22 protein-coding genes are annotated in these 22,939 nt (G+C 44.4%); 14 read left to right on the top strand and 8 right to left on the bottom strand.

Features of this window, described 5'->3' with window-relative positions:
* Positions 1–31 precede the first annotated feature (31 nt).
* The 8 genes from VQ048_RS04340 to lon all read right to left on the bottom strand — a co-directional run bounded on the left by VQ048_RS04340 (position 32) and on the right by lon (position 9,331).
* Positions 32–667 carry an outer membrane beta-barrel protein gene (locus tag VQ048_RS04340; protein ID WP_327610460.1) on the bottom strand — a complete coding sequence of 212 codons (636 nt, stop codon included), beginning with the start codon at positions 665–667 and terminating at the stop codon, positions 32–34.
* The gene (locus VQ048_RS04335) at positions 654–1,463 is read right to left on the bottom strand and encodes an ABC transporter ATP-binding protein (RefSeq protein ID WP_327610459.1); all 810 of its coding nucleotides are present in this window, start codon (positions 1,461–1,463) and stop codon (positions 654–656) included. Before VQ048_RS04335 ends, VQ048_RS04340 begins: the two co-directional genes overlap by 14 nt.
* Positions 1,463–2,215 (bottom strand): MlaE family ABC transporter permease, encoded by a 753-nt coding sequence (locus VQ048_RS04330; protein WP_327610458.1) that lies wholly within the window; start codon positions 2,213–2,215, stop codon positions 1,463–1,465. Before VQ048_RS04330 ends, VQ048_RS04335 begins: the two co-directional genes overlap by 1 nt.
* A 38-nt stretch (positions 2,216–2,253) precedes the next feature.
* Positions 2,254–3,618 (bottom strand): exopolysaccharide biosynthesis polyprenyl glycosylphosphotransferase, encoded by a 1,365-nt coding sequence (locus tag VQ048_RS04325; RefSeq protein WP_327610457.1) that lies wholly within the window; start codon positions 3,616–3,618, stop codon positions 2,254–2,256.
* A 14-nt stretch (positions 3,619–3,632) separates the two neighbouring features.
* Positions 3,633–4,262 (bottom strand): 7-carboxy-7-deazaguanine synthase QueE, encoded by a 630-nt coding sequence (locus VQ048_RS04320; protein ID WP_327610456.1) that lies wholly within the window; start codon positions 4,260–4,262, stop codon positions 3,633–3,635.
* The gene (locus VQ048_RS04315) at positions 4,263–5,147 is read right to left on the bottom strand and encodes a bifunctional 5,10-methylenetetrahydrofolate dehydrogenase/5,10-methenyltetrahydrofolate cyclohydrolase (protein WP_327610455.1); all 885 of its coding nucleotides are present in this window, start codon (positions 5,145–5,147) and stop codon (positions 4,263–4,265) included. It lies immediately after the preceding gene.
* Between the two features lie 23 nt (positions 5,148–5,170).
* Entirely contained in the window at positions 5,171–6,811 is a 1,641-nt protein-coding gene (gene pgi / locus VQ048_RS04310) for a glucose-6-phosphate isomerase (RefSeq protein WP_327610454.1), read from the bottom strand.
* 120 nt (positions 6,812–6,931) lie between these two features.
* Positions 6,932–9,331 (bottom strand): endopeptidase La, encoded by a 2,400-nt coding sequence (lon, locus tag VQ048_RS04305; protein WP_327610453.1) that lies wholly within the window; start codon positions 9,329–9,331, stop codon positions 6,932–6,934.
* Positions 9,332–9,631: 300 nt separating this feature from the next.
* Here lon and VQ048_RS04300 point away from each other — a divergent pair, with 300 nt between their 5' ends.
* The 14 genes from VQ048_RS04300 to rpsS all read left to right on the top strand — a co-directional run bounded on the left by VQ048_RS04300 (position 9,632) and on the right by rpsS (position 22,939).
* The gene (locus VQ048_RS04300; protein ID WP_327610452.1) at positions 9,632–11,776 is read left to right on the top strand and encodes a peptidylprolyl isomerase; all 2,145 of its coding nucleotides are present in this window, start codon (positions 9,632–9,634) and stop codon (positions 11,774–11,776) included.
* 131 nt (positions 11,777–11,907) lie between these two features.
* A complete protein-coding gene (locus VQ048_RS04295) occupies positions 11,908–12,846 on the top strand; it encodes an MlaD family protein (protein ID WP_327610451.1) in 939 nt (312 codons plus the stop codon).
* Between the two features lie 30 nt (positions 12,847–12,876).
* Complete coding sequence (locus VQ048_RS04290; protein WP_327610450.1) at positions 12,877–14,208, top strand: 4Fe-4S dicluster domain-containing protein; 1,332 nt, start codon at positions 12,877–12,879, stop codon at positions 14,206–14,208.
* A gap of 39 nt (positions 14,209–14,247) precedes the next feature.
* The gene (locus VQ048_RS04285; protein WP_327610449.1) at positions 14,248–15,027 is read left to right on the top strand and encodes a (Fe-S)-binding protein; all 780 of its coding nucleotides are present in this window, start codon (positions 14,248–14,250) and stop codon (positions 15,025–15,027) included.
* Between the two features lie 30 nt (positions 15,028–15,057).
* Positions 15,058–15,549 carry a hypothetical protein gene (locus tag VQ048_RS04280; RefSeq protein ID WP_327610448.1) on the top strand — a complete coding sequence of 164 codons (492 nt, stop codon included), beginning with the start codon at positions 15,058–15,060 and terminating at the stop codon, positions 15,547–15,549.
* An 85-nt stretch (positions 15,550–15,634) separates the two neighbouring features.
* Entirely contained in the window at positions 15,635–16,786 is a 1,152-nt protein-coding gene (locus tag VQ048_RS04275) for a glycosyltransferase (protein WP_327610447.1), read from the top strand.
* Complete coding sequence (locus tag VQ048_RS04270; RefSeq protein ID WP_327610446.1) at positions 16,773–17,993, top strand: lipopolysaccharide biosynthesis protein; 1,221 nt, start codon at positions 16,773–16,775, stop codon at positions 17,991–17,993. Before VQ048_RS04275 ends, VQ048_RS04270 begins: the two co-directional genes overlap by 14 nt.
* Positions 17,990–18,478 carry a hypothetical protein gene (locus tag VQ048_RS04265; protein ID WP_327610445.1) on the top strand — a complete coding sequence of 163 codons (489 nt, stop codon included), beginning with the start codon at positions 17,990–17,992 and terminating at the stop codon, positions 18,476–18,478. Before VQ048_RS04270 ends, VQ048_RS04265 begins: the two co-directional genes overlap by 4 nt.
* 93 nt (positions 18,479–18,571) lie before the next feature.
* Entirely contained in the window at positions 18,572–19,843 is a 1,272-nt protein-coding gene (gene serS, locus VQ048_RS04260) for a serine--tRNA ligase (RefSeq protein WP_327610444.1), read from the top strand.
* 352 nt (positions 19,844–20,195) lie between these two features.
* Positions 20,196–20,819 (top strand): 50S ribosomal protein L3, encoded by a 624-nt coding sequence (gene rplC / locus VQ048_RS04255; protein ID WP_327610443.1) that lies wholly within the window; start codon positions 20,196–20,198, stop codon positions 20,817–20,819.
* Positions 20,810–21,439 carry a 50S ribosomal protein L4 gene (rplD, locus tag VQ048_RS04250; RefSeq protein WP_327610442.1) on the top strand — a complete coding sequence of 210 codons (630 nt, stop codon included), beginning with the start codon at positions 20,810–20,812 and terminating at the stop codon, positions 21,437–21,439. Before rplC ends, rplD begins: the two co-directional genes overlap by 10 nt.
* 3 nt (positions 21,440–21,442) lie before the next feature.
* Positions 21,443–21,730: a 50S ribosomal protein L23 gene (rplW, locus tag VQ048_RS04245; RefSeq protein WP_327610441.1), complete on the top strand. Its 288-nt coding sequence runs from the start codon at positions 21,443–21,445 to the stop codon at positions 21,728–21,730.
* Positions 21,731–21,836: 106 nt separating this feature from the next.
* Positions 21,837–22,658: a 50S ribosomal protein L2 gene (gene rplB, locus VQ048_RS04240; RefSeq protein WP_327610440.1), complete on the top strand. Its 822-nt coding sequence runs from the start codon at positions 21,837–21,839 to the stop codon at positions 22,656–22,658.
* 2 nt (positions 22,659–22,660) lie between these two features.
* The gene (gene rpsS / locus VQ048_RS04235) at positions 22,661–22,939 is read left to right on the top strand and encodes a 30S ribosomal protein S19 (RefSeq protein WP_327610439.1); all 279 of its coding nucleotides are present in this window, start codon (positions 22,661–22,663) and stop codon (positions 22,937–22,939) included.

Here is a 22,939-nt window from a genome sequence, read left to right as displayed (position 1 = left end):
AACACCCTTTTTAGGGTGTTTTTTTGTTGGTTTAAAGTTGGTAACCGATACCTATCCAGATAAGGCTTTGGCGGTTATCGTACCTTATGACGTAATCGGATTGTTTGGCTATGGCCGTATTAATGTATTCGCGTTGGTCTTGCTGGAAGGCCCCTTCGTAACGAGCATTGAAGAGGACTTTATCCACTTGGATTTGGGCGCCAAATTGATACCCTACGGTAAATTGGCTTTTTGCTTTTTCTTTAAAATCGTTGTATTTGTTCTCCTTACTTAGTTTGTAGCTTGCTACGGGACCGGCAACAATCTCCAAATAATTTCCGATTAGAGGGGTGCCAACCAGTATTGGTACATCCACTCGGTTGCTTAGGGCTTCCAACGTGGTGTTGGTTAACGGTTCCGTGAATTTGCTGTTGGATGTGGTGTAATAAGCTTCCGGCATGAGAAAGAAGGAAGGGGAAATTTTAATTTTTGCCGAGAGGCCGATGTTGTAGCCGATATTGTTTTTCCCTTTTTCGGTATAGGCGGTTCCCAAAGTTTCGGAGAGGTTTTTCCATTTGCCATCTGCCGAAGGCAGCAAGGCATTGGCTTTGACGGCTACGGAAACTTGGGCGGTTGTCGAAATGGCGATGCCTAAAGCGATAAAGCCAAGAAATTTATAGTGTTTCATCGGGCGTTGAAGCAATATTGTCGATTGATGTTTTTTTCGTTTTTAGGAAATATTCTCTTAGCTCTTTGAAGAGTTCTGACGAATAAATAAAATCCACAAGGTGATTATTGTCTGCCGTGATTACGTTGTTTTTATTTCCTTCCCATTCCAGTAATCCTTTTCTCAGATATACGATTTTTTCACCGATGGTCATTACCGAATTCATGTCGTGGGTATTGATGATGGTGGTGGTGTTGTATTCTTTCGTAATTTCCAAGATCAGGTCGTCGATCACGTTGGAAGTGTAGGGGTCCAGCCCGGAATTGGGTTCGTCGCAGAAAAGGTATTTGGGGTTATTGACGATGGCTCGGGCAATGGCCACCCGTTTTTGCATTCCTCCGGAAATTTCTGCGGGGAATTTGTTTTGAGCGTTTTCCAGATGCACTCTTCCCATCACTTCAAAGGCTCTTCGTTTTTTTTCCCGAAAAGTCAGGTTGGTGAACATATCCAGCGGGAAGGTGATGTTTTCTTCCACTGTTAGAGAGTCGAAAAGGGCACTGCCCTGAAATACGGTTCCGATTTCGGAGCGCAGGCTTTGCTTTTCTTCGCGGTTCATTTTGGTAATATCTCTTCCGTCGAACAGAATGCTTCCGCTGGTGGGTTCGTGTACATTGAGTAGGGATTTCAAAAATACGGTTTTCCCCGAGCCACTCTGCCCGATGATCAAATTGACTTTTCCTGTTTCAAAGGTTGTGCTGAGGCCTTTGAGGACTTCTTGTTGGTCAAAACGTTTGGTAAGGTTTTTAACTTCAATCATTAGCTGAGGATGAGTTGGGTAAGAATAAGTTCCGAGATGATGATAAATACCATGGTCCACACGACGGCCTGGGTGCTGGCGCGTCCGACTTCCAAAGAGCCGCCGTTCACGTTATAGCCAAAATAAGAAGGAACGGTCGCAATGATAAAGGCGAAGACCAGGGTTTTGACAAACGCGTAGTAGTAGAACAAATTAGGCATATACATTTGGATTCCCGTGATGTATTCGGCGGAGGTCCAGTTTCCGGTTAGTTCGCCGGCCAAATAGCCTCCTCCGATGCCTACGACGATACTTAAAGCAATAAGCAGAGGGTTAAACACGACGCAAGCTAATATTTTGGGAAGGATTAAAAAATTAGGCGAATTAACCCCCATGATGTCTAATGCGTCAATTTGTTCGGAGACCCTCATCGAACCGATGCTGGAAGCGATGTACGATCCTACTTTGCCGGCAAGGATGAGGCTGATAATTGTTGGAGAAAATTCTAAAATCAATACGGCTTTGGTGGCGTATCCCACGAAGTTATTGGGAATCGGAAAGGACGACGCATTGAAGTTGTTATACATTTGGATGGCCACAACGGCTCCCACGAAGATGGAGGTAAAAATCACCAGCCCGAAAGAATTAACGCCAAGGTCGTTAATTTCACGCATAAGGAGTTTCCAAAAGACGGCTCTCTTTTGCGGATGTCGGATGGCTTTTCCCATAAGAAGGAAGTACTCTCCTAAGGCGGTCAGAAATTTTCTAATCATGGTGCGAAAGTACGCAAATATATTTTAAGACGTGTTTTCTATATGGCATTTTTGTCGCCCTTAATCAATAGAATCAGGGTTTTGAATAGAATAATGGCGTCTAAGCTGAGGCTCCAGTTTTTGATGTAAAAAGCATCGGCCAAAATGCGTTTTTTCATTTCCAGCATCATGTTGGCTTTTTCGCCTCGGAGGCCGTTGACTTGGGCAAGTCCTGTGATTCCGGGTTTGGCCCGGCTGCGCAAGGCGTATTTTCGGATTTTCTTTTTATAGTGTTCGTCAACGGCTAACATGTGGGGTCTGGGGCCGACTACGGCCATTTGTCCAAAGAGGACGTTTAGGAATTGCGGGGTTTCATCCAGACTGGTTTGCCTTAGGAATCGTCCGATGGGAGTGATTCGCTCGTCGTTTTTAAGGGTGGTGCGTCGGCTGCATTCGGTGTTGATTTTCATCGTTCGGAATTTGATGCAGTTGAAAATCCGGTTTTTGTAGCCGTACCGTTTCTGGATGAAAAAAACGGGCCCCTTACTGCTTATTTTGATTAGGATGGCGATGAGAGGGAAAAGCCAAGAAGCGATTGCGATTAAAAAAAACAGAGAAAGAAAGAGGTCGGCAATGCGTTTCAATAGTCGGTTTCCGAATTCATCCAAAGGGTAATGGGCGGGGATTAGGACGGGCAGGGTTTCCACGTGGGAAATTTCGTATGAAAAAATACCGTTGGACACCATTTCCGGAACCAGGATGACTTTCACCTGTTGGGCCTCGGCGGCTTCGAGAAGTTGAGTCTCGTATGATTTGTCGGAACTTTGAGCGGGTAGAAAAACGGTATGGATGCCTTTGTCGTTCCAAAATTTTTTTAAAGCCTCCAGATCTTTCGAATCGCCGTCGAAAGAATGAATTTTATAACCATAGTCTTTTCTTGAGCGTAGGATGTTTTGCAAAACGGCCAAACTTCCTTCCTCGTGAAGAAGCATGACATTACGGTGGTTGAACCCCTTGCTTCGGGCATATTTAACCAAAAAAAAGAGCAAAGATTTTACTAAGAGCAGCGAGCCAAACAAGCTCAGAACAAAGGTTTTTTTGTCTTCCTTCATAAATTCGCTGTCCAGGACTTTGGCCAGTAAAAAAAGCGAAAGTCCGAAGAGAATCATGTGGGAGGCAAACCTTTCCATATACAAGGTATAGGTGAGGTTTCGTTGGACGGCGTATAGTTTTGTTCTTCCACTTAGCAGAAACCAAAAAATCAGGAGCAGCCCGAAAATGATAAGGTCTTTTTCGTGGTGCTTCAAGATGAGCGGAGAGGAAGAATCCCTGAAATAAAAAAACAAAAAAACAGCAGTAAAAACGATTGAATCCAATAGGATAAAGACGGATTTGATGTGTTTAGAATACCGTAACTGCTGCATTTTTTTGTCGGAACTTAGGGGATGTTGAGGTATTTATGGGTTTGGACGGAGGCTTGCCACCGGGGATTTTCCAGAATGAAATCTGTGATTTTGGGATACATTTCCTCCCGTTTGCTCCATTCGCTCTGAAGGTAAAGGCGACAATCAGGAGCGACTTTAGCGGCTTGTTCTTCGGCAAAACGAAAATCGTGGTTATTGAAAATAATCACTTTTAACTCGTTGGCTTTCTCGTAAATAGCCTCTAAAGGGAGTCCTGTTTTTTTGGGAGAGAGTGTAATCCAATCCAAATGACCGCTCATGGGGTAGGCTCCAGACGTTTCGATATGGATTTGGCATCCTAAATCCTTGAGTTTTCCTGTCAGGATGTCTAAATTCCACATGAGGGGTTCTCCTCCGGTCAAAACAATGGTTTTACTGTGTTTTGCCGCGGTTTGGGCAATGTTTTCGACGTCCATGAGAGGGTGAAGGTCAGGGTTCCAGCTTTCTTTCACGTCGCACCAGTGGCAACCCACATCACAGCCGCCCAAGCGGATGAAATAGGCAGCCTTTCCCGTATGGTGACCTTCGCCTTGCAGGGTGTAAAAATGCTCCATGACGGGGAGCATTTTTCCTTCTTTTAGTAATAAGTTTTGTTCTTCTGTCATTTAGTCTTTATAGATGGTATGCTTGTAAGCCAATAGGGTGTTTTTCATTAGCATGGCACGGGTCATGGGGCCTACGCCGCCGGGAACGGGAGTAATCCAGCTTGCTTTTTGGGCACAGCTTTCAAAATCGACGTCACCGGCCAAATGGTAGCCTTTTTCACTATGGTCCTCCACTCGGGTGATGCCCACGTCGATGACCACGGCACCTTCCTTAATCATGTCTCCCTTGAGAAAATGAGGATCGCCCAAGGCCGTGATTACGATGTCGGCACTTTTGGTAAATTCTTCGATGTGGGGCGTGTAGCTGTGGGTTAGAGTTACGGTCGCGTTGCCAGGGAAGTCTTTTCTTCCCATTAGGATGCTCATGGGGCGTCCTACGATACGGCTTCGTCCGATGATGACACAATGTTTTCCTTTGGTTTCGATGTTATAGCGCTCCAAAAGGGTTAGAATGCCGAAAGGGGTTGCCGGGAGAAAGGTGGACATTTCCAAAGCCATTCTTCCGAAATTTTCGGGGTGAAAACCGTCAACATCCTTGTGGGAATTAATGGCCATGATGACCTTTTCCTGATCCATTTGTTTTGGGAGAGGAAGTTGGACGATAAAGCCGTCAATCTCGGGATCGTTGTTGAGTTCTTCTATTTTTTCCAATAGTTCGGCTTCGGAGGCGGTACTCGGAAATTTAATAAGCGATGATCGGAAGCCTACTTCTGCACAGTCTTTGACCTTGGAATTCACGTAGGCTTTACTTGCGCCGTTGTTACCGACCAAAATGGCGGCAAGGTGGGGGACGCGTTTCCCGGAAGCCTTTATTTTTTCCACGTCGTTTTTGATTTCTTGTTTGATCTCGTTGGAGAGCTTTAGTCCGTCAAGAATTTGTGCCATGTTTACCTTGGGTTTGGGGGTTATTATTTGTTTTCTTTGTAGTAATTGATTAATCCGTTAGTCGAGCTGTCGTGGGACGAAACCGGGGTTTGGTCTTGAAGTTCGGGGAGGATTTTTCCGGCTAATACTTTTCCTAATTCCACACCGAATTGGTCAAAGCTGAAAATGTTCCAAATAATTCCTTGGACAAATATTTTGTGTTCGTATAATGCGATAAGTTGTCCCAAGGAAAAAGGCGTTAACTCTTTGAATAATATGGAGTTGGTAGGAGTGTTGCCTTGGAAGGTTTTGAAATTTAACAGTTTTTGAATTTCTTCTTCGGATTTTCCGGTCTGCATCAATTCCTGACGGGCTTCTTCTTGGGTTTTTCCAAAAGCAAGAGCCTCGGTTTGGGCGAAAAAGTTAGCCAAAAGCTTAGGCTGATGGTCGGAAACCGCATTGCACGAACGGGCATAAGCGATGAAATCCGAAGGAATGAGTTCGGTGCCCTGATGGATGAGTTGGTAGAAAGCGTGTTGGCCGTTGGTTCCGGGCTCTCCCCAAATGATAGGGCCGGTTTCGTATTCTACAAAATTTCCATTGCGGTCAACGTATTTTCCGTTACTTTCCATGTCGCCTTGTTGCAGATAGGCGGCAAAGCGGTCCAAATACTGGGAATAGGGGAGGATGGCATAAGAACCTGCGCCGCAGAAATTGCGGTACCAAATGCCTAGAAGTCCCATTAATACAGGGATGTTTTCTTGGAAGTCGGCAGTTTGAAAATGCTTGTCGGTATCGTGGGCACCTAGGAGCAATTGCTCAAAATTGGCATAACCCACGGCCAAAACGATGCTTAGTCCTATGGCGCTCCAAAGCGAGTAACGACCGCCGACCCAATCCCAAAACTCAAAGATGTTTTCTTCGGCGATTCCGAACGATTTAACGGCGGATACATTGGTGGATAAGGCCACAAAGTGTTTGGCGACATCTTGCTCGCTTCCCGCTTTTAAAAACCAAGCCTTGGCCGATTCGGCGTTGGTCATGGTCTCTTGAGTGGTAAATGTTTTGGAGGCTACGATGAAAAGAGTCGTTTCCGGATTGAGTTTTTTCAGGGTTTCGGCAATATGGTTGCCGTCCACGTTGGAAACGAAATGCAGGTTGAGTCTGGTTTTGTAGTGTTTTAGGGCAGAAGCCACCATAACGGGGCCAAGATCAGAGCCTCCGATACCGATATTAACAACGTCGGTGATTTCTTTTCCGCTAAAGCCTTTGTGTTCTCCGGAAATGACTTTTTCGGAAAACGTTTTCATCTGATCCAAAACCTTTCGGATGCCTGGTTTGATGTCTTGCCCGTCCACTAAAATCTTCTTCTCCGAGAAGTCTCTAAGCGCGGTGTGAAGCACGGCTCTTTCTTCGGTTTCGTTTATTTTTTCGCCTGAGAACATGGCTGCGATAGCCTCTTTCAGTCCGCATTCTTGAGCCAAATCAATCAAGAGTTGTTTGGTTTTTGCGTCAATAAGGTTCTTGGAATAATCGAACAAATAACCGTTGCCTTTAACGGAAAATTCGTTGAAACGGTTGGGGTTATGTAGAAAAAGACTTCTTAAATCAAAATCGTTTTGGGCAAAATGCTCCTCGAGGTTTTGCCATGCAGTGGTGTACTCGGGGTTTATTTTTGGTAACATAGTCAAGGATTTTATGACGTTAAAAAATACATTTGCAAAGTTAAGCAAAATAAAAACCTCCGTGAAACACGAAGGTCTTAATTATTTGCGAATTGAGAAGAGTCATGCGCCTGCTTTCTGTTATTCTCCCAAAGCAATGGCGAGGACTTCTTTCATGTGCTGGACGTAGTGGATGGTTAGGTTTTTCAAGTAATCCTTATTTATTTCTTCGACGTCTTTTCGGTTGGCTTGGCAAAGAATAACTTCTTTTATGCCTGCGCGGTTTGCGGCCAGTAGTTTTTCTTTTATTCCGCCTACGGGAAGAACTTTTCCTCTCAGGGTTATTTCTCCGGTCATGGCAAGATGGGGTTTAACGTTTTTTTCTTTAAAGCTGGAAACCATGGAGGTTAACATGGCGATTCCGGCAGAGGGGCCGTCTTTGGGGGTGGCGCCTTCGGGGACATGCACGTGAATATTGCTTTTTTCGACCGATTCGGAGGGAATTCCGAGTTCCTCGTGACGGGCTTTGATGTATTCCAAGGCGATGGTAGCGGATTCTTTCATGACATTGCCAAGGTTACCCGTCATGGTGAGTTGGCCTTTGCCTTTGCTTACAAGGCTTTCGATAAAGAGAATGTCTCCGCCGACCGAGGTCCAAGCCAATCCGGTAACGACACCGGGGACGTCGGAGGATTCCGATAAGGTTTTGGGACGAGGGACGCCGAGAATTTCATCGAGTTTTTCGATGGTTATTTTAGGGTCGTAATCTTTTTCCATGGCGGTTTGAAGGGCAACCCATCGGGCCACGGAAGCGATTCTTTTTTCCAATGTTCTTACGCCGCTTTCGGAGGTGTGCGCTTCAATAATATGTTTGAGTTCGGGGATGCCCAAACGAAACGATTTGGAAGAAAGACCGTTTTCGTCCTGTTGTTTCTTAATGAGATGACGTTTGGCGATTTCTATTTTTTCTTCCAAGGTGTAGCCTGCAATCTGGATCACTTCCATACGGTCGAGCAGGGGCGATTGGATGGAAGAAAGATTGTTGGCCGTGGCGATAAACATAACTTTGGAAAGGTCGTATCCGAATTCCAAATAATTGTCGTAAAAACTGTAGTTTTGTTCCGGGTCCAAAACTTCCAATAGGGCAGAGCTGGGATCGCCGTGATGCCCTTGTCCTAATTTATCGATTTCGTCCAAAACCACCACGGGATTACTTGTACCCGATTTTTTGATGCTTTGGAGAATGCGTCCTGCCATGGCGCCGATGTAGGTTTTGCGGTGTCCTCGAATTTCGGACTCATCGTGAAGTCCTCCTAGCGATACGCGGACGTATTTTCGATTCAGGGCATCGGCAATAGACTTTCCTAAAGAGGTCTTTCCGACCCCCGGAGGTCCCGAAAGGCATAGAATTGGGGATTTCATGTTGTTTTTGAGTTTCAGAACCGCCATGTGTTCCAATACCCTTTTTTTGACGTCTTCCAAGCCGAAGTGAGCTTTATCCAGCACTTTTTGGGCTTTAGCCATGTCGAAAGTGTCTTTGGAATACCGCTCCCAAGGCAGATCGGTGAAGAAATCCAGATAGTTTCTTTGGACGTTGTAGTCGGGTGAATTCGGGTGTTGCCTCTGCAGACGGTTTAGCTCGCGTTCGAAATGTTCTTGGGTTTCGGGAGACCAGCGTAGTTTTCGCGCTTTTTCCCTCAGTTCATCGGCGTCGGAATCGCTGCCTCCACCTAATTCTTCTTGGATGGTTTTTATTTGTTGGTTCAGGAAGTATTCCCTTTGTTGTTTATCGAGGTCTTTTGATGTTTTTTGGTGGATTTGGTTTCTTAGTTCCAGTTTCTTGAAATTTCCGTCCAATAGTACATAGAGTTTCTGAGCCCTTTTTATTAGGCTTTTTTCTTCCAGCAGTTGTTGTTTTTCTTCGGAAGCAAAAGAACCGTTGGTGCAGATGAAATTCAGTAAGTCCTCTTCGCTTTTCATGTTTTGGATGGCGAAGTTAGCGGCATTGGGGATGTTGGGATCCAGCTGGATGATTTTAAGCGCAAGCTCCTTGATGTTTTCCATTAGGGCTTCGAACTCTTCTTTCTTTCTTGGTAAAGAGTCTTTTAGCGGAGTGATTTCTGCCCGTAAATAAGGTTTTTCACCAATGAAAGATTTAACCTTGAAACGTTGCAAGCCTTGTGTGATAGCTGTAATGTTGCCTTCGGGCAGTTTTACGATTTTCACGATTCTGGCCAATGTCCCTACGGTGTAGAGGTCTTGGGCTTCGGGCGTTTCGATGTTTGCGTTTTTCTGACTGATGATGCCGATGATTTCGCCCTTGGCTTGGGCTTCCTCCAATAGTTTTTTGCTTTGCTCTCGCCCTGCGGTAATGGGAATGACCACTTTGGGGAACATCACCATGTTTCTGACAGGAAGAAGAGGAAAGGTCTCTTGCGACTGGCTGTCACTTTCTTTATAGTTCAAATCGACTTCTTCGGTAACGATACTGAAGTTGCCTTCCAAAATTTCATCAAAATCTAAATCTTCAAATTCAATCATAACGGGTGAGGCTGACAGATTGTCAGCTGTTTTAATGGTTTTTAATAGCCTATTGCGCGCAACGGCAATCGAAAAGCGGCTGCTGCAATGGTGGGGTAAAGAGGCTCAATTCTTGTGCCATTGGTTTAGTATCGGATTTTGCGGACATTTTTTCCTCTTTTGAGGGGTGGAAGAAAATGCAGGGTGTTTTCTTTTCTTTCGTTTAGAAAGGCTTAGGACAAAAAAGAAAGGGGATTTTTTTTTTCTAATCGATTTAAAATGTGTATTTTCGCAGACTGATAAAATAATGATAACAAAATAATGGCAATTTTAGGGGAAATTAGAAAGAGATCCTGGCTGATGGTGGGCGTTATCGCCGTAGCACTATTAGCTTTTTTGGTGAATCCGGAAACTTTGGATCAGGTCTTCGGGAAGAATCCGAATATTTTGGGAAAAGTGAATGGGGAAGAAATTACACGCGATGAGTACAATGACCAGCTCTTTATTTTGCAGAATCAGGCTCAGCAGCAAGGGCGTCCTGCGGTTGGCTTGGAAGAGGAAGCGTGGCAAATGATGGTGCAGGCCAAACTCATTAAGCAGCAATTTGAAAAATTGGGGCTTCATCTTTCGGAGGATTATTTTTGGAGTCAACTTCAATACGATCCTATGTTTGCACAGAACCCTCAGAACTTTGACGAAAAAGGCAATTTTAAACTTCAGGAGATAAGACGGTATTATGAAGGTTTGGAGGGATCTAACATTCAGGAATACAACCAGTGGTTGAAAGTAAAAAAATCCATTGAATACCGAATGATGGCTCGTCAGTTGTTTTCTAATCTTTCGTCCGGAGTAACCGTGAGCAAGAAGGAAGTGGAAGCATTGGTCGGACAAAGGGATAAAGTGGCCGATATCGACTATGTAAAGGTGGATTATGCTTCTTATTTGGCGAAAAATCCCATCAAGGTGACAACGGAAGATTTAGCAGAATATATTAAGAAACGTCCAAATACGTTTAAATCTGCACCTAGCAGAAATTTGGGGTTGGTTTATTTTCCTGCGACGCCAAGCAAGCAAGACGAAGATCGTGTTTTAGCCGAGTTGACCAAACTTTACAGTGCAGGAACGGAAGCCAGCGGAGGTGCCGAGAATTTTCAGAATACAACCAACGACTCTATGTTCGTGATGTTGAATTCCGATCTTCCATTTAATCCGGCGTATTTCAGGGCAGAGCAGTTACCGCCTTCGATTTCGGATAAGGTGGCTTCGGCTTCAATCGGTCAGACTTTCGGACCATATAAAGAACAAAATTTCTATGTGGTGTCTAAGCTTTTGGCTAAAAAAACATCCGACTCTACTTTGTCGCGTCATATTCTTATCGCTTACAAGGATAGCCCTGCGGGGGAAGGTGTGACAAGAACGAAAGAGGAAGCTAAGAAGTTGGCCGATTCTATTGGGGCGATTGTCAAAGCAGACCCTTCAAAATTCAACGACTTTGTTAAGCTTTCCAACGACCCCAGTTCGGCAGTACAAGGTGGAAGTTTGGGTTGGACGACTCCTGAAACGCCTTTTGTTCCGGAATTTTTGGCTTACTTGTCCAATAATCCTAAAGGAGCGACTGGAGTAGTGGAAACCCAGTTTGGATATCATATCATTAACATTCAAGATAAGAAAACGGGAGCGATGACTTACAAAGTAGCGAATCTCGTTAAGGCTTTGCGACCTTCTGAAGCTACGGAGAACGAAGTGAACAGAAAAGCTACTCGTTTTATTCAACAGGCAGAGGGTAAATCGTTTAATGACTTTGCAAATATTGCCAAGAAGGACCATTACCAATTCTCCAATCCTAAGAGTGTGAAGCGTTTCGACGGACAGCTTCAAGGGATAGGGACGGATAAAGATGCGGAGATTATCGCATGGGCTTTTGACAAAAAACGTTCCAAGGGAGATACCGAACTTTTTGTAGTGGAAGGTACGGGAGACCGCGTGGTGGCTTTTCTGAACGGAAAATACGACGGTGAACTTGCCGATCCCGAATCGCTTCGCGAACAATTGGAACCGGTGGTGAAAAACCAACTTGCGGCTAAGAAAATCATCGAGAAAATTAAGGCGTCCAAAGTTTCGACTCTGGATCAGCTGGCGAAAGCGTTTGGATCGAGCAAGGCCTCCGCTCAGGTTAATCTCATCAGCCCGATGGTAGGCATGGCGATGGAGCCTAAAGTGGCAGGAGCGGCATTTGGTGTTGCTAAAGGGAAGGTTTCTAATCCGATTGAAGGGATGACGGGAGTTTACCTTTTGGTTAAAAAATCGGAAACGGTTAATAAGCAACCAGGTGATGCGGCACAGATCGCCGAGGCGGTGCAGTCTCAGAATGCGCAAATGTTCGGCCAGCAGTATTTGAAGAGTCTTCAGGATAATGCGGACATTAAAGACTTCAGAATTGAAGTTTGGAACAAGACGGCGAAATAATAATGCAACCGTTTGTGAAACGATAAAGAGAGCGATGACCATTGGTTGTCGCTCTTTTGTTTTTGGGGGTGGGCGCGCTCGGGGTTAAATTAAATTATTATATATTTGCTATCTAAAAATATTGGTGCAAAGTGAAATTATCAAAAGAAATTAAAGCCGGTCTTATTGCTGTTGTTTCGATTATAGGTTTTGTATTCCTTTTTCAGTTTATGAGAGGGAAGAGCTTTTTTACGACAGATTCAGTTTATTATGCCAAGTACGATAACGTTGAAGGGTTGGAGGCGAGTAGTCCGGTGTCCATTAATGGGTTGAAAGTTGGGCAGGTGGATCAGATTGTTCCCGTAACGGATCGGGATGGGAAGATTCATTTTATTTTGAAGATTTTGGTGGACGAGAAGTTTCGGTTTTCCAAATCGTCAACGTTGGAAATTTTCGAGCCGGGGTTAATGTCGGGCAAGCAGCTTCGTGTTAATTTGGCTTATGGCGGAGAAATAGCCAAAAGCGGAGATACGTTATCGGGTGGATTTAAGGAATCTATGATGCAAGGGGTGTCTTCTCAGGTAGGGCCTGTGGCGGATCAACTGAAAAATGTTTTAAAAAGGGCCGATTCGTTGATGGGGAATGCCAATGCTTTGACGGATGCTCGTAATCAGGCGGAAATCAAGGCACTTTTGATTAACCTGAACAAAACGGTTGCCTCTTTTGAGCAAACATCCAGCGAAACGAATCGTTTGTTATCCAGTGCGGATCCGAGGTTGCAAAAGGTTTTGGATAATGCTAATTTGGCTACGGTGAGTGCCCGTCAGGCAATAGACAAATACGGTCATGTGGCCGAGCAGGTGGATGTTCAAAAATTAAATCATACGATTGATAAACTCAGTGTGACGGCGGATCAGCTCAATAATGTTATTGTCAGCATAAATAAAGGGGAGGGCTCGCTTGGTAAACTGACCAAAGATGAGCAACTTTACCACAATCTGAATAAGACGGCCGAAAATCTTAATGCCTTGGTGGAGGATATGAAAGCTAATCCTAAACGTTACGTTAACATATCGGTTTTCGGAAAATAATACTAACCCTAAAAAACGAATCGGAGTCGTATGCAGTACATTGATAACGTTCTCTTTGTCATCCTTCTTGTGGTGGGCTTAGGCTGGTTTGCCAAAAGTTTGAAGACGATTTACAGAAATATTCGGCTGGGAAAGGCTATTGATCGCAGTGATCGCAGGAAAGAGCGTTGGGCCCTGATGGCTCAGGTGGCGTTGGGGCAAGGTAAGATGGGGGCAAGGCCGGTGGCTGGTTTTTTTCATGCTTTGGTCTATGTAGGCTTTTTGGTTATAAACACCGAATTGTTGGAAATCGTCATCGACGGTATTTTTGGGACTCATCGGGTTTTGAGCCGTGTGATGGGGGATTATCTTTACCAAGGATTTACGGCGACTTTGGAAGTTTTGGCTTTGTTGGTGATGGTTGCGGTTGTGGTTTTCTTCATCAGACGGAATTTTTTGCATGTTCGCCGGCTTAATAGAAAGGAACTTTTAGGATGGCCGAAAGACGATGCCAATTGGATTTTGGTGATTGAGATGGCTCTTATGCTGGCTTTTTTCAGTATGAACTCGGCGGATTTGCTTTTGCAGAAAGCGGGTGAGCTTCCTTCTCATGGGTATTTTCCGGTTAGTCAGTGGTTGTTTGCACCGGTGATGGATTGGTTTAATTTCGGGACTTCGGTGCTTTCGTTTATTGAAAGGGGAGCTTGGTGGTTTCACTTTGTGGGAATTCTTTTTTTTATGAATTACCTTTATTATTCCAAGCATTTGCATATTCTGCTCGCTTTTCCCAACACTTGGTTTGCCAAGCTTCAACCTAAGGGGCAGTTGGATAATTTGACGTCCGTTACTAAGGAGATTCGCTTGATGATGGATCCTAATGCCGACCCTTATGCGGCTCCTGCAGTGTCTTCGGATCAGGCGGTGGAGAAATTTGGAGCGAGCGATGTTTTTGATTTGAATCGGGTTCAGCTTCTCAATGCCTATACTTGTACGGAATGCGGGCGGTGTACGGCGGTTTGTCCGGCAAACCTTACGGGGAAGAAGCTTTCTCCTCGAAAGATTATGATGGATACGCGGGATCGTCTGGAGGAAGTTGGCCGAAATATCACGGATAACGGTCGTTTTGTGGACGATGGAAAGAAGCTTTTAGACGATTATATTTTGCGTGAGGAACTACGGGCTTGTACGACTTGTAATGCTTGCGTGGAGGCTTGTCCGGTGCTTATAGATCCGCTGTCGATTATTGTGGATTTGCGTCGTTACATGATTATGGAGGAATCTTCTGCTCCGCAGGAGTGGAATCTTATGATGACCAATATCGAAAATAATGCGGCGCCTTGGCAGTACAATCAAGCCGACAGGTTGAATTGGGCGAACGATTAGAATGGCGCGCGGTATTAGTTTAATTTAAAAAAAGAGAAAATGCATATTAAAACGATGGCAGAATATGCCGCGGAAGGTAAGGCTCCGGAAGTGTTGTTTTGGGTGGGGTGTGCGGGCAGTTTTGATGACCGTGCAAAGAAAATCACTCGTGCTTTTTGTAAGCTTTTGAATGAGTTGGGGGTGTCATTTGCCGTATTGGGGCAGGAGGAGAGTTGTACGGGAGATCCGGCGAAACGTGCCGGAAACGAGTTTGTTTTTCAAATGATGGCGCTTACTAATATTGAGGTGCTTAACGGTTACGGGGTGAAGACGATTGTAACGGCTTGTCCGCATTGTTTCAATACGTTGAAAAATGAGTATCCTGCTTTGGGTGGGACTTACGAGGTGCTTCATCATACGCAGTTTTTAAAGCAGTTGATGGAAGAAGGACGATTGAAAATTGAGGGAGGAAAATTTGAAGGTAAGAAAATCGTTTTTCACGATCCTTGCTACCTCGGCCGAGCTAACGGTGAGTATGAGGCACCACGGGAACTTCTCAAAAAACTGGACGCAGAGTTGGTGGAAATGAAGCGCTGCAAGCAAAATGGGCTTTGTTGCGGAGCCGGAGGGGCGCAGATGTTTAAAGAACCCGAAAAGGGAGTGAAGGATATCAATATCGAGAGGACGGAGGAGGCTCTCAAAAGTGCTCCGGAGGTCATAGCCACGGGATGCCCTTTCTGCAATACGATGATGACGGACGGGGTAAAGCATTTTAACCAAAACCATCAGGTTGAAGTGAAGGACATCGTGGAATTGATTACCGAAGCCGAGGACTTGTAGAAAAATAATTAAACGTTTTAGGTTTAAAAAATGAAAATAGAAGAATCCGAAATTATAGAAATGAACGATTACAGGGTGCTGATTTACCCTGCTTCAAGGCCTTTTACGGCGAAGGAAAGTAAAGTGATTGCCGAGAGACTTTACGATTTTTTAGGGTCTTGGGCGGCGCATGGCAAACCGCTTTCTTCCTCGTTTAAGGTGGAGAAGAATCAGTTTATCGTCATTGCGGTTGATGAAGAAAAGGAAGCGGCGTCGGGCTGTTCTATTGATGCGCTCAACGGGTTGATGCGGGAGTTGGACGGGCAGTTTCAGCTGGGGCTTTTCGATAGGATGAAGGCCTGCTTTGTGGAAGAGGGCGAGGTGAAAACCATGACGCTTCAGGCATTTCGTACGGCGTTGAAGGAAGGGCGTCTTTCTCGGGAGATCGAGGTTTTCGATTTTTCTAAATCGAACTATGTGGCGTTTTTGTCGGATTTCCTTCTGCCGCTTAAGCAGAGTTGGGCCGGTATTTATGCCGAATAAGAATAACTTTTTACTTAGGATGAGTATTGAAAACCGCCGCATGGTGGTTTTTTTTATATTTGTGTTTCACTAATGGGATTGAAGGATGTGTTACCGGGTACTTTTTATTTCGTCGTGGTTTCCTAACCGTTTGGAGCCGACCAATGGTAATTTTGTGCATAGGCATGCGCAGGCGGCTTCGGTTTTGGATGAGGTTGAAGTGCTTCATGCCATCGGGGATTCGGGGCTTGAAGCTCGGTTTGAGGTGGAAGATCGAATGCGCGAAGGGGTAAGGGTTGTAACGGTTTATTATAAAAAGAGAGCTTTTCCGATTTTTAATTTTTTGGAACGAATGCGGGCGTATCGTTTGGGGTTTAGGCTTGTGCAACAGCCGGATGTGGTTCATGCGAATGTTTTGTATACGCCGTTATTTTTTGCGGTATGGTTGAAAAAAAGATGGGGAATTCCTTATGTGGTGACCGAGCATTGGACGGCGTTACGAAAAAAAAATCGGTCTCGACTTTCTTGGGGAAAGCGATGGATGGCTTGGTATTTGGGCAATCAGTCTTCTTTGGTTTTGCCGGTAAGCCGAGAGCTTTCTTTGGGGCTCCAGACGCTGGGGATTAAACGGGAAATGAAAGTTATTCCCAATGTGGTTGATACGGGACTTTTTGTTTCGGAGAAAAGGGCAGATTCGGCAACGGTTACTTTTCTTCATGTTTCCAATCTGATACGGCGTAAAAAACCGATGGAGATTTTAGACTCCGCCATTGGTTTGATGAAGAAAGGGTATCGTTTTCGCTTGGAAATTGGCGGCGACGGTTCGGAGAACGATTTGTCTGCGCTTCGGCAGCGGGCTTGGCAATCCGGTTTTGGGGAGGTAATAGTGGTTTTTGGGGCGCAAACCTTGGCACAGGTGGCCGAGCGGATGCGACGGTGCGATTATTTTATTTTGTTTAGTGAAGATGAAAATCAGCCTTGTGTTATTGCGGAGGCTTTTTCTTGCGGAACCAAAGTGATTTCTACGGATGTGGGTGGGGTTAGCGAGTTTTTTCCGGAAGGCTTTGGATGGCTTCTCGAAAAGCCAGATTCTTTGCTTTTAAGTGCGGCAATGGCGGAGGCTTTGGAGGAAAAAGGATGCTACGACAGAGAAAAGATTAGAGCATTTGCTCAAAAGGTTTTTTCTCCGGAAGCGGTTGGAGGGCAGTTTCATGAAGTTTATAAAAACGTTTTGAGGGATAAGAATGAGGGGGATTAGCGGGTTTATTCGCCAGTCGGGCTGGTGGGTTGGGGTGTCATCGGTTTATGCTAAAATTTTGGCGTTTGGGATGATGCTTTTTTTGGTTTGGGTTCTTTCCGAATCCGAATTTGGGAGGCTTACCATCGCTTTGAATTTTGTTGGATTTTTTATTCCCATGGTCGGATTTGGAGCTTCGCACGGAATGCTGAGGTTTGGGGCACGTTCCGACGGAGAGGCATTGCAGGATTTGCGGCATTATGCTTTGCGGCAAGGGATGGGCTATCAGGCGGTTTTATCGGTGGTGGTTATTGCTTCGGCTTTGGTGTTTTATTGGGGGCAATGGGCGGTTTTGGGATTGGTTTTTCTGATGCTTTTTCGGCTCTTTGGTTTGTTTCTTTTGGAGCAGGCTAAGGCAGAGGTTCGCGCCGAATTGGATAATAAGAAATACGCCAGAATAGAGATTGTGAGCAATAGTGTAGCCTTGGTTTCAGGAGTGCTTCTGACGATTTTTTATGGGGCTTGGGGGTATGTGGTTTCCTTGTGTTTGTATCCGTTTAGTGTTTTGTTTCTTCATCGGTTTCGTTCTTCATGGGTTTCGTTAGAGCAGGGGTTTCGTAAGGCTTTTTGGGATTTCTCGATTAAATCGGTTTTGACGTATATCGTTTTTATGTGGGTGTTTTTGTTGGATGTTTTTTTTGTTGGACGTTATTTTTCTGCCGAGGCTGTGGGGTGGTATAAGATCAGTACGCTTATTCCGATGAATCTTATTTTTTTGGCTCAGGTTTATACCCAGACGTTGTATCCCGAACTTTGCAGGCGAGCGGACCAAAAGACATATTTAAGGCATTTTATTAAGACGTATTATTTTATTTTTGTTCCGGTAACGGGAGTGCTTTTGGTTTCGGGGTATTGGTTTTCGCGGGAGCTTATGGCTTTGTTTGGAGAGGGGTGTCAAGATGTTTCGGTTTTGAAAATCATGTTTTGGCAGATGGCGTCTTGTATTTTGATGAGAATTCCGATGGGGAATTTGTTGTCGGCGATGGGGCATATTACGGCTAGTTTGTTTATAGGGGTGGTGATTTTGCTGTTGATGCTTTTGGGGTATCTGTTTTTTCTTCCGGGTGAAAAACCATTGGTTGCGGCGTTGATTTCTTTAATTTGCATAACTTTGGGCGGTGTGATGGCGGTGATTTTTTTCGTTTATAAATTTTCCAAACTAGGATGAAGTATTTGATTTTTTTTACGGGTTTATTGGGGCTTTTCGGTTGCCGCGGCGATCAAGTGACGGGGGCGAATATGGATCAGGTTTTACACTTTTATGTTTCGGATGCGGCGGGTGTGGATCTATTGAACACGGCGAATTCGGCGGCGTATAGTTCGGTGGTTCTTTATGATTCGGATGCGCTTCGAGACGGGGTGACGGTGTCGGCGTCAAAAAAAACGGATTCGGAGGGACGGTATTATTTGGAATATGTAGCCGGGGCTACGAGAACGCTTCAGAGTGGCGGTACGGCGGGGGAGTCGATTTATGTTTCCAATCTAATGGTGCGTTATCTTACCTCGGCTTCGACGGAGATTGAGGAGGATGCTTTACGGCTGGAATACGAGTGGACGTCGCAGTGGTTTCGGATTAAGCGGGTATTTTACAAGGGGACGCTTGTGTTTGAAAAAGTGGAAGGGCAGCCTAATGTCATCCGAATCGTAAAATAATCATTAAATTTGCAGGACTTAAGAATGGTGACGAGCGATTTTGCTGTCGCCTTCATTTTATTAATTTTTATAAACAACCCTTTAAGATAAAATATGTTACAGGTCAATTTTCTGCGCGAGAATAAAGAGCGCGTTATGGAAGGGCTCCGCAAGCGGCATTTCCAACAACTTCATTTGGTGGAAGAGGCTATCGCAACGGATGATGAACGGAAAAAAATACAATTTGAGCTGGATGAAACTTTGGCTCAGATGAACAAAATATCCAAAGCGATAGGATTGTTAATGAAGGAGGGGAAGAAAGAGGAAGCCGAGGCGGCGAAGGCTCGCACGGCGGAATATAAGACGGCTTCTCAGGATTTGAAGCAAAAGTTGGAGCAAAGTGAGAAGACGCTTTTGGAAACGTTGTACCTTATTCCGAATATCCCGAACGAGTTGGTAAAAGCGGGAAAGTCGGCAGAGGACAATGAGGTGGTTTATCAATCTCATGAAGTGGAGGGCTTGGGCGAAGGTGCGGTGCCTCACTGGGAATTGGCCAAACAGTACAACTTGATTGATTTCGAACTTGGGGTGAAAATTGCCGGAGCAGGTTTTCCGGTTTATTTAGGAAAGGGGGCTCGGCTGCAGCGGGCTTTGGTTCAGTATTTCTTGGATAAAAACGTGGAAGCGGGGTATTTGGAAGTGAATCCTCCGCATGTGGTTAATGAGGCTTCGGGTTATGGTACGGGGCAATTGCCGGATAAGGAAGGACAGATGTATTATATTGGGGAGGATGGCCTTTACCTGATTCCCACGGCGGAAGTTCCGGTAACCAATATTTATCGGGATGTGATTTTGGAGGAGAAAAATCTTCCGGTTAAGAATACGGCTTTTTCCCAATGTTATCGTCGGGAAGCGGGGAGTTATGGGGCGCACGTGCGCGGGCTTAATCGTTTACACCAGTTTGAAAAAGTGGAGATTGTGCGCATTGAAAAACCGGAGAACTCCTATGCGGCGCTTGAGGAAATGGTGGAGCACGTGAAAGGGCTTTTAACCGATTTGGAATTTCCGTTCAGGATATTGAGGCTGTGCGGAGGAGATATGGGCTTTACTTCGGCGATGACTTATGATTTTGAGGTTTGGAGTGCGGCGCAGGAGAAGTGGCTGGAGGTCAGTTCGGTATCCAATTTTGAGACGTTTCAGGCTAATCGCTTGAAGTGCCGTTACAAAGGAGCGGAAGGCAAGGCGCAGTTGGCGCATACGCTTAATGGTTCGGCAATGGCTTTGCCTCGGATTATGGCGGCCCTTTTGGAAAACAATCAGACGGAAAAAGGGATCAAGATTCCGGCGAAAATCGCAGAGTATACCCGATTTGATACGATTGATTAGAACTAAAAAATCTTAGGACTAAATTGTTGAGGACTGCTTTGGGCGGTCCTTTTTTTATTTGGGTATGACGATTTTCGTGGGTTGGAGGTTGTGGTGTTGCGAACGGAGAAGGGAGAGATGAAATCTTAGATAAAGGCCTTTTGAAAGGAGGAAAAAAGGCTAACGAGGAAAAATATCGGATGAAATCGTCTAAAAATCAAAATATTTTTAACTTGCTGTTTGTCAGTTAAGAAAAAAAACATAAATTTGCACACTCATTTTACGGGAGAAGTACGCCTAAAGCAAAAAATAGAAGTGCTTTTTAAAGTGAAATGAAAATCAAGTAAATAACAAGATATAATAATTTAGTATAATGTCAGGTATTATTGGTAAAAAAATCGGTATGACCTCATTGTTTGACGAGAACGGGAAGAATATTCCATGTACAGTTATTCAAGCGGGGCCATGTTCGGTTTTACAGGTCAGAACCGTAGAGAATGATGGCTATGTGGGCTATCAGTTGGGTTTCGATGACAAGAGTGAGAAGAACGTTGGTAAAGCGTTGGCCGGTCATTTCAAAAAGGCTGGTTCGGCTCCTAAAGCCAAGTTGGTAGAATTCCATCACGGATTCGATCACTTGAAAGTAGGAGATGAGGTGAAGGTTAATCTTTTCTCTGAAGGAGAATTTGTGGATGTAACCGGAACGTCTAAAGGTAAAGGTTTCCAAGGGGTTGTGAAAAGACACGGTTTCGGCGGTGTAATGCAGCAAACTCACGGGCAGCACAACCGATTGAGAGCGCCGGGTTCTATTGGTGCGGGATCTGATCCTTCGAGAGTATTCAAGGGGATGAGAATGGCAGGAAGAATGGGAGGTAAGCAAGTTACCGTACAGAACCTGCAAGTGTTGAAAGTTGATGAAGAACAAAATCTTTTAGTTGTAAAAGGTGCTGTTCCGGGAGCTAAAAATTCATATGTAATTGTAAGAAGATGGAACTAGTAGTATATAACATCCAGGGAAAGGAAACCGGGAAAAAAGTAACGTTGGACGATTCGGTATTCGGGATTGAGCCTAACCAACACGCGGTTTACCTAGAAGTAAAGCAGTACCTTGCCGCACAAAGACAAGGAACGCATAAATCCAAAGAAAGAAGTGAGATTACGGCTTCGACTAAGAAGTTGAAAAAACAAAAAGGATCAGGATCTGCCCGTTACGGTGATATTAAATCTCCGGTATTCAAAGGAGGAGGTCGTGTATTTGGTCCTAAGCCAAGAAACTACAGATTCAAGCTTAACAAAGCGTTGAAGAGATTGGCTAAGAAATCTGTTCTTTCTCAAAAAATGAGAGATAACTCTATTAAAGTATTGGAGGCGTTTTCTTTTGAAACCCCTAAAACTAAGGAGTTTATCAATATCAACAACGCGTTAGGTTTCGAAGGTAAGAAGTCTTTGTATATTCTTCCTGAAGCAAATAAAAATGTTTATCTGTCTTCAAGAAACTTGCCTAAAACCAAAGTTCTTACTTACAACGAGATCTCTTCTTACGATTTGATCAACGCTGGTGAGATTGTGTTTGTTGAGGGTGCGGTAGAAAAATTCACAGAAAACTTAAAGAAATAAATCATGTCAGTTATTATTAAACCAGTCATTTCAGAAAAAGCAAACTATCTGACGGATTTGAGAGGGACATACAGCTTCTTAGTGGATACTAAAGCCAATAAAATCCAAATCAAAAACGCAGTAGAAGCAGCTTATGGTGTAAAGGTAGCGGACGTAAATACCATGATTTATGCGCCGAAAGTATCTGCGAAGTACACCAAAAAAGGACTACAGGTTGGGAAAACCAACAAACTGAAAAAAGCGATTGTAAAGCTTGCAGAAGGCGAAGTAATCGACATCTTTTCAGTGTAAATTATAGTTTGAAAGCGGTATGCAGGATGTGGAAACCCTCTCCTGCATTCTGCTTAAAAACTAATAAAGCATTTAGCAATTAATCATATAATTATAAATAATAGTAATGTCTGTTAGAAAATTAAAACCTATCACCCCGGGACAGAGATTCAGAATTGTGAACAATTTTGAGGAAATTACTACAAACAAACCAGAGAAATCTCTAGTTGTTGGTATTAAAAAGTCAGGTGGACGTAATAACACTGGTAAAATGACCATGCGTTACACCGGAGGTGGACACAAGAAGAAATACAGAATTATCGACTTCAAAAGAAACAAGTTTGATGTTGAGGCGACGGTAAAATCTGTAGAGTACGATCCAAACAGAACGGCTTTCATCGCTCTATTGGAATACGCTGATGGTGAAAAAAGATACATCATCGCGCCAAGCGGTATCAAAGTCGATCAGAAAGTTATTTCTTCTGAGAGCTGCGAGCCAGAAATTGGTAACGCAATGAAACTAAAAAACATTCCGTTGGGTACTGTGATTTCTTGTATCGAGATGAAGCCTGGTCAAGGGGCTATTCTTGCAAGATCAGCAGGATCTTCAGCGCAATTGACATCCAGAGACGGTAAGTATGCCATCGTAAAATTGCCTTCAGGAGAATCCAGAATGATTCTTACCGAGTGTATCGCAATGATTGGTTCGGTATCTAACTCCGATCACCAACTTACGGTATCCGGTAAAGCGGGTAGAAGCAGATGGTTAGGTAGAAGACCAAGAACCAGAGCGGTTGTAATGAACCCAGTAGATCACCCAATGGGTGGTGGTGAAGGACGTTCTTCAGGAGGTCACCCAAGATCAAGAAACGGTAAGCCGGCTAAAGGTTACAAAACCAGAAAGAAAAATAAAGTGTCTAACCGTTACATCGTATCTAAAAGAAAATAATTATGGCAAGATCACTTAAAAAAGGACCTTTCATCGCTCATCATTTAGATAAGAAGGTTCAGGCAAATATAGAGTCTGGTAAAAAGACAGTAATTAAAACTTGGTCCAGAGCGTCAATGATTTCTCCGGACTTCGTAGGACAAACCATTGCGGTACACAACGGGAAGACATTTATCCCGGTATATGTTACGGAAAACATGGTGGGTCATAAGTTAGGCGAATTTTCTCCGACAAGATCTTTCAGAGGTCACGGTGGTAACAAAAATAAAGGTAGCAGATAA

The sequence above is a fragment of the Bergeyella anatis genome (assembly GCF_036016955.1).
Lineage (GTDB): Bacteria > Bacteroidota > Bacteroidia > Flavobacteriales > Weeksellaceae > JAYWXI01.
This window is presented reverse-complemented; position numbering and strand designations above follow the sequence as displayed.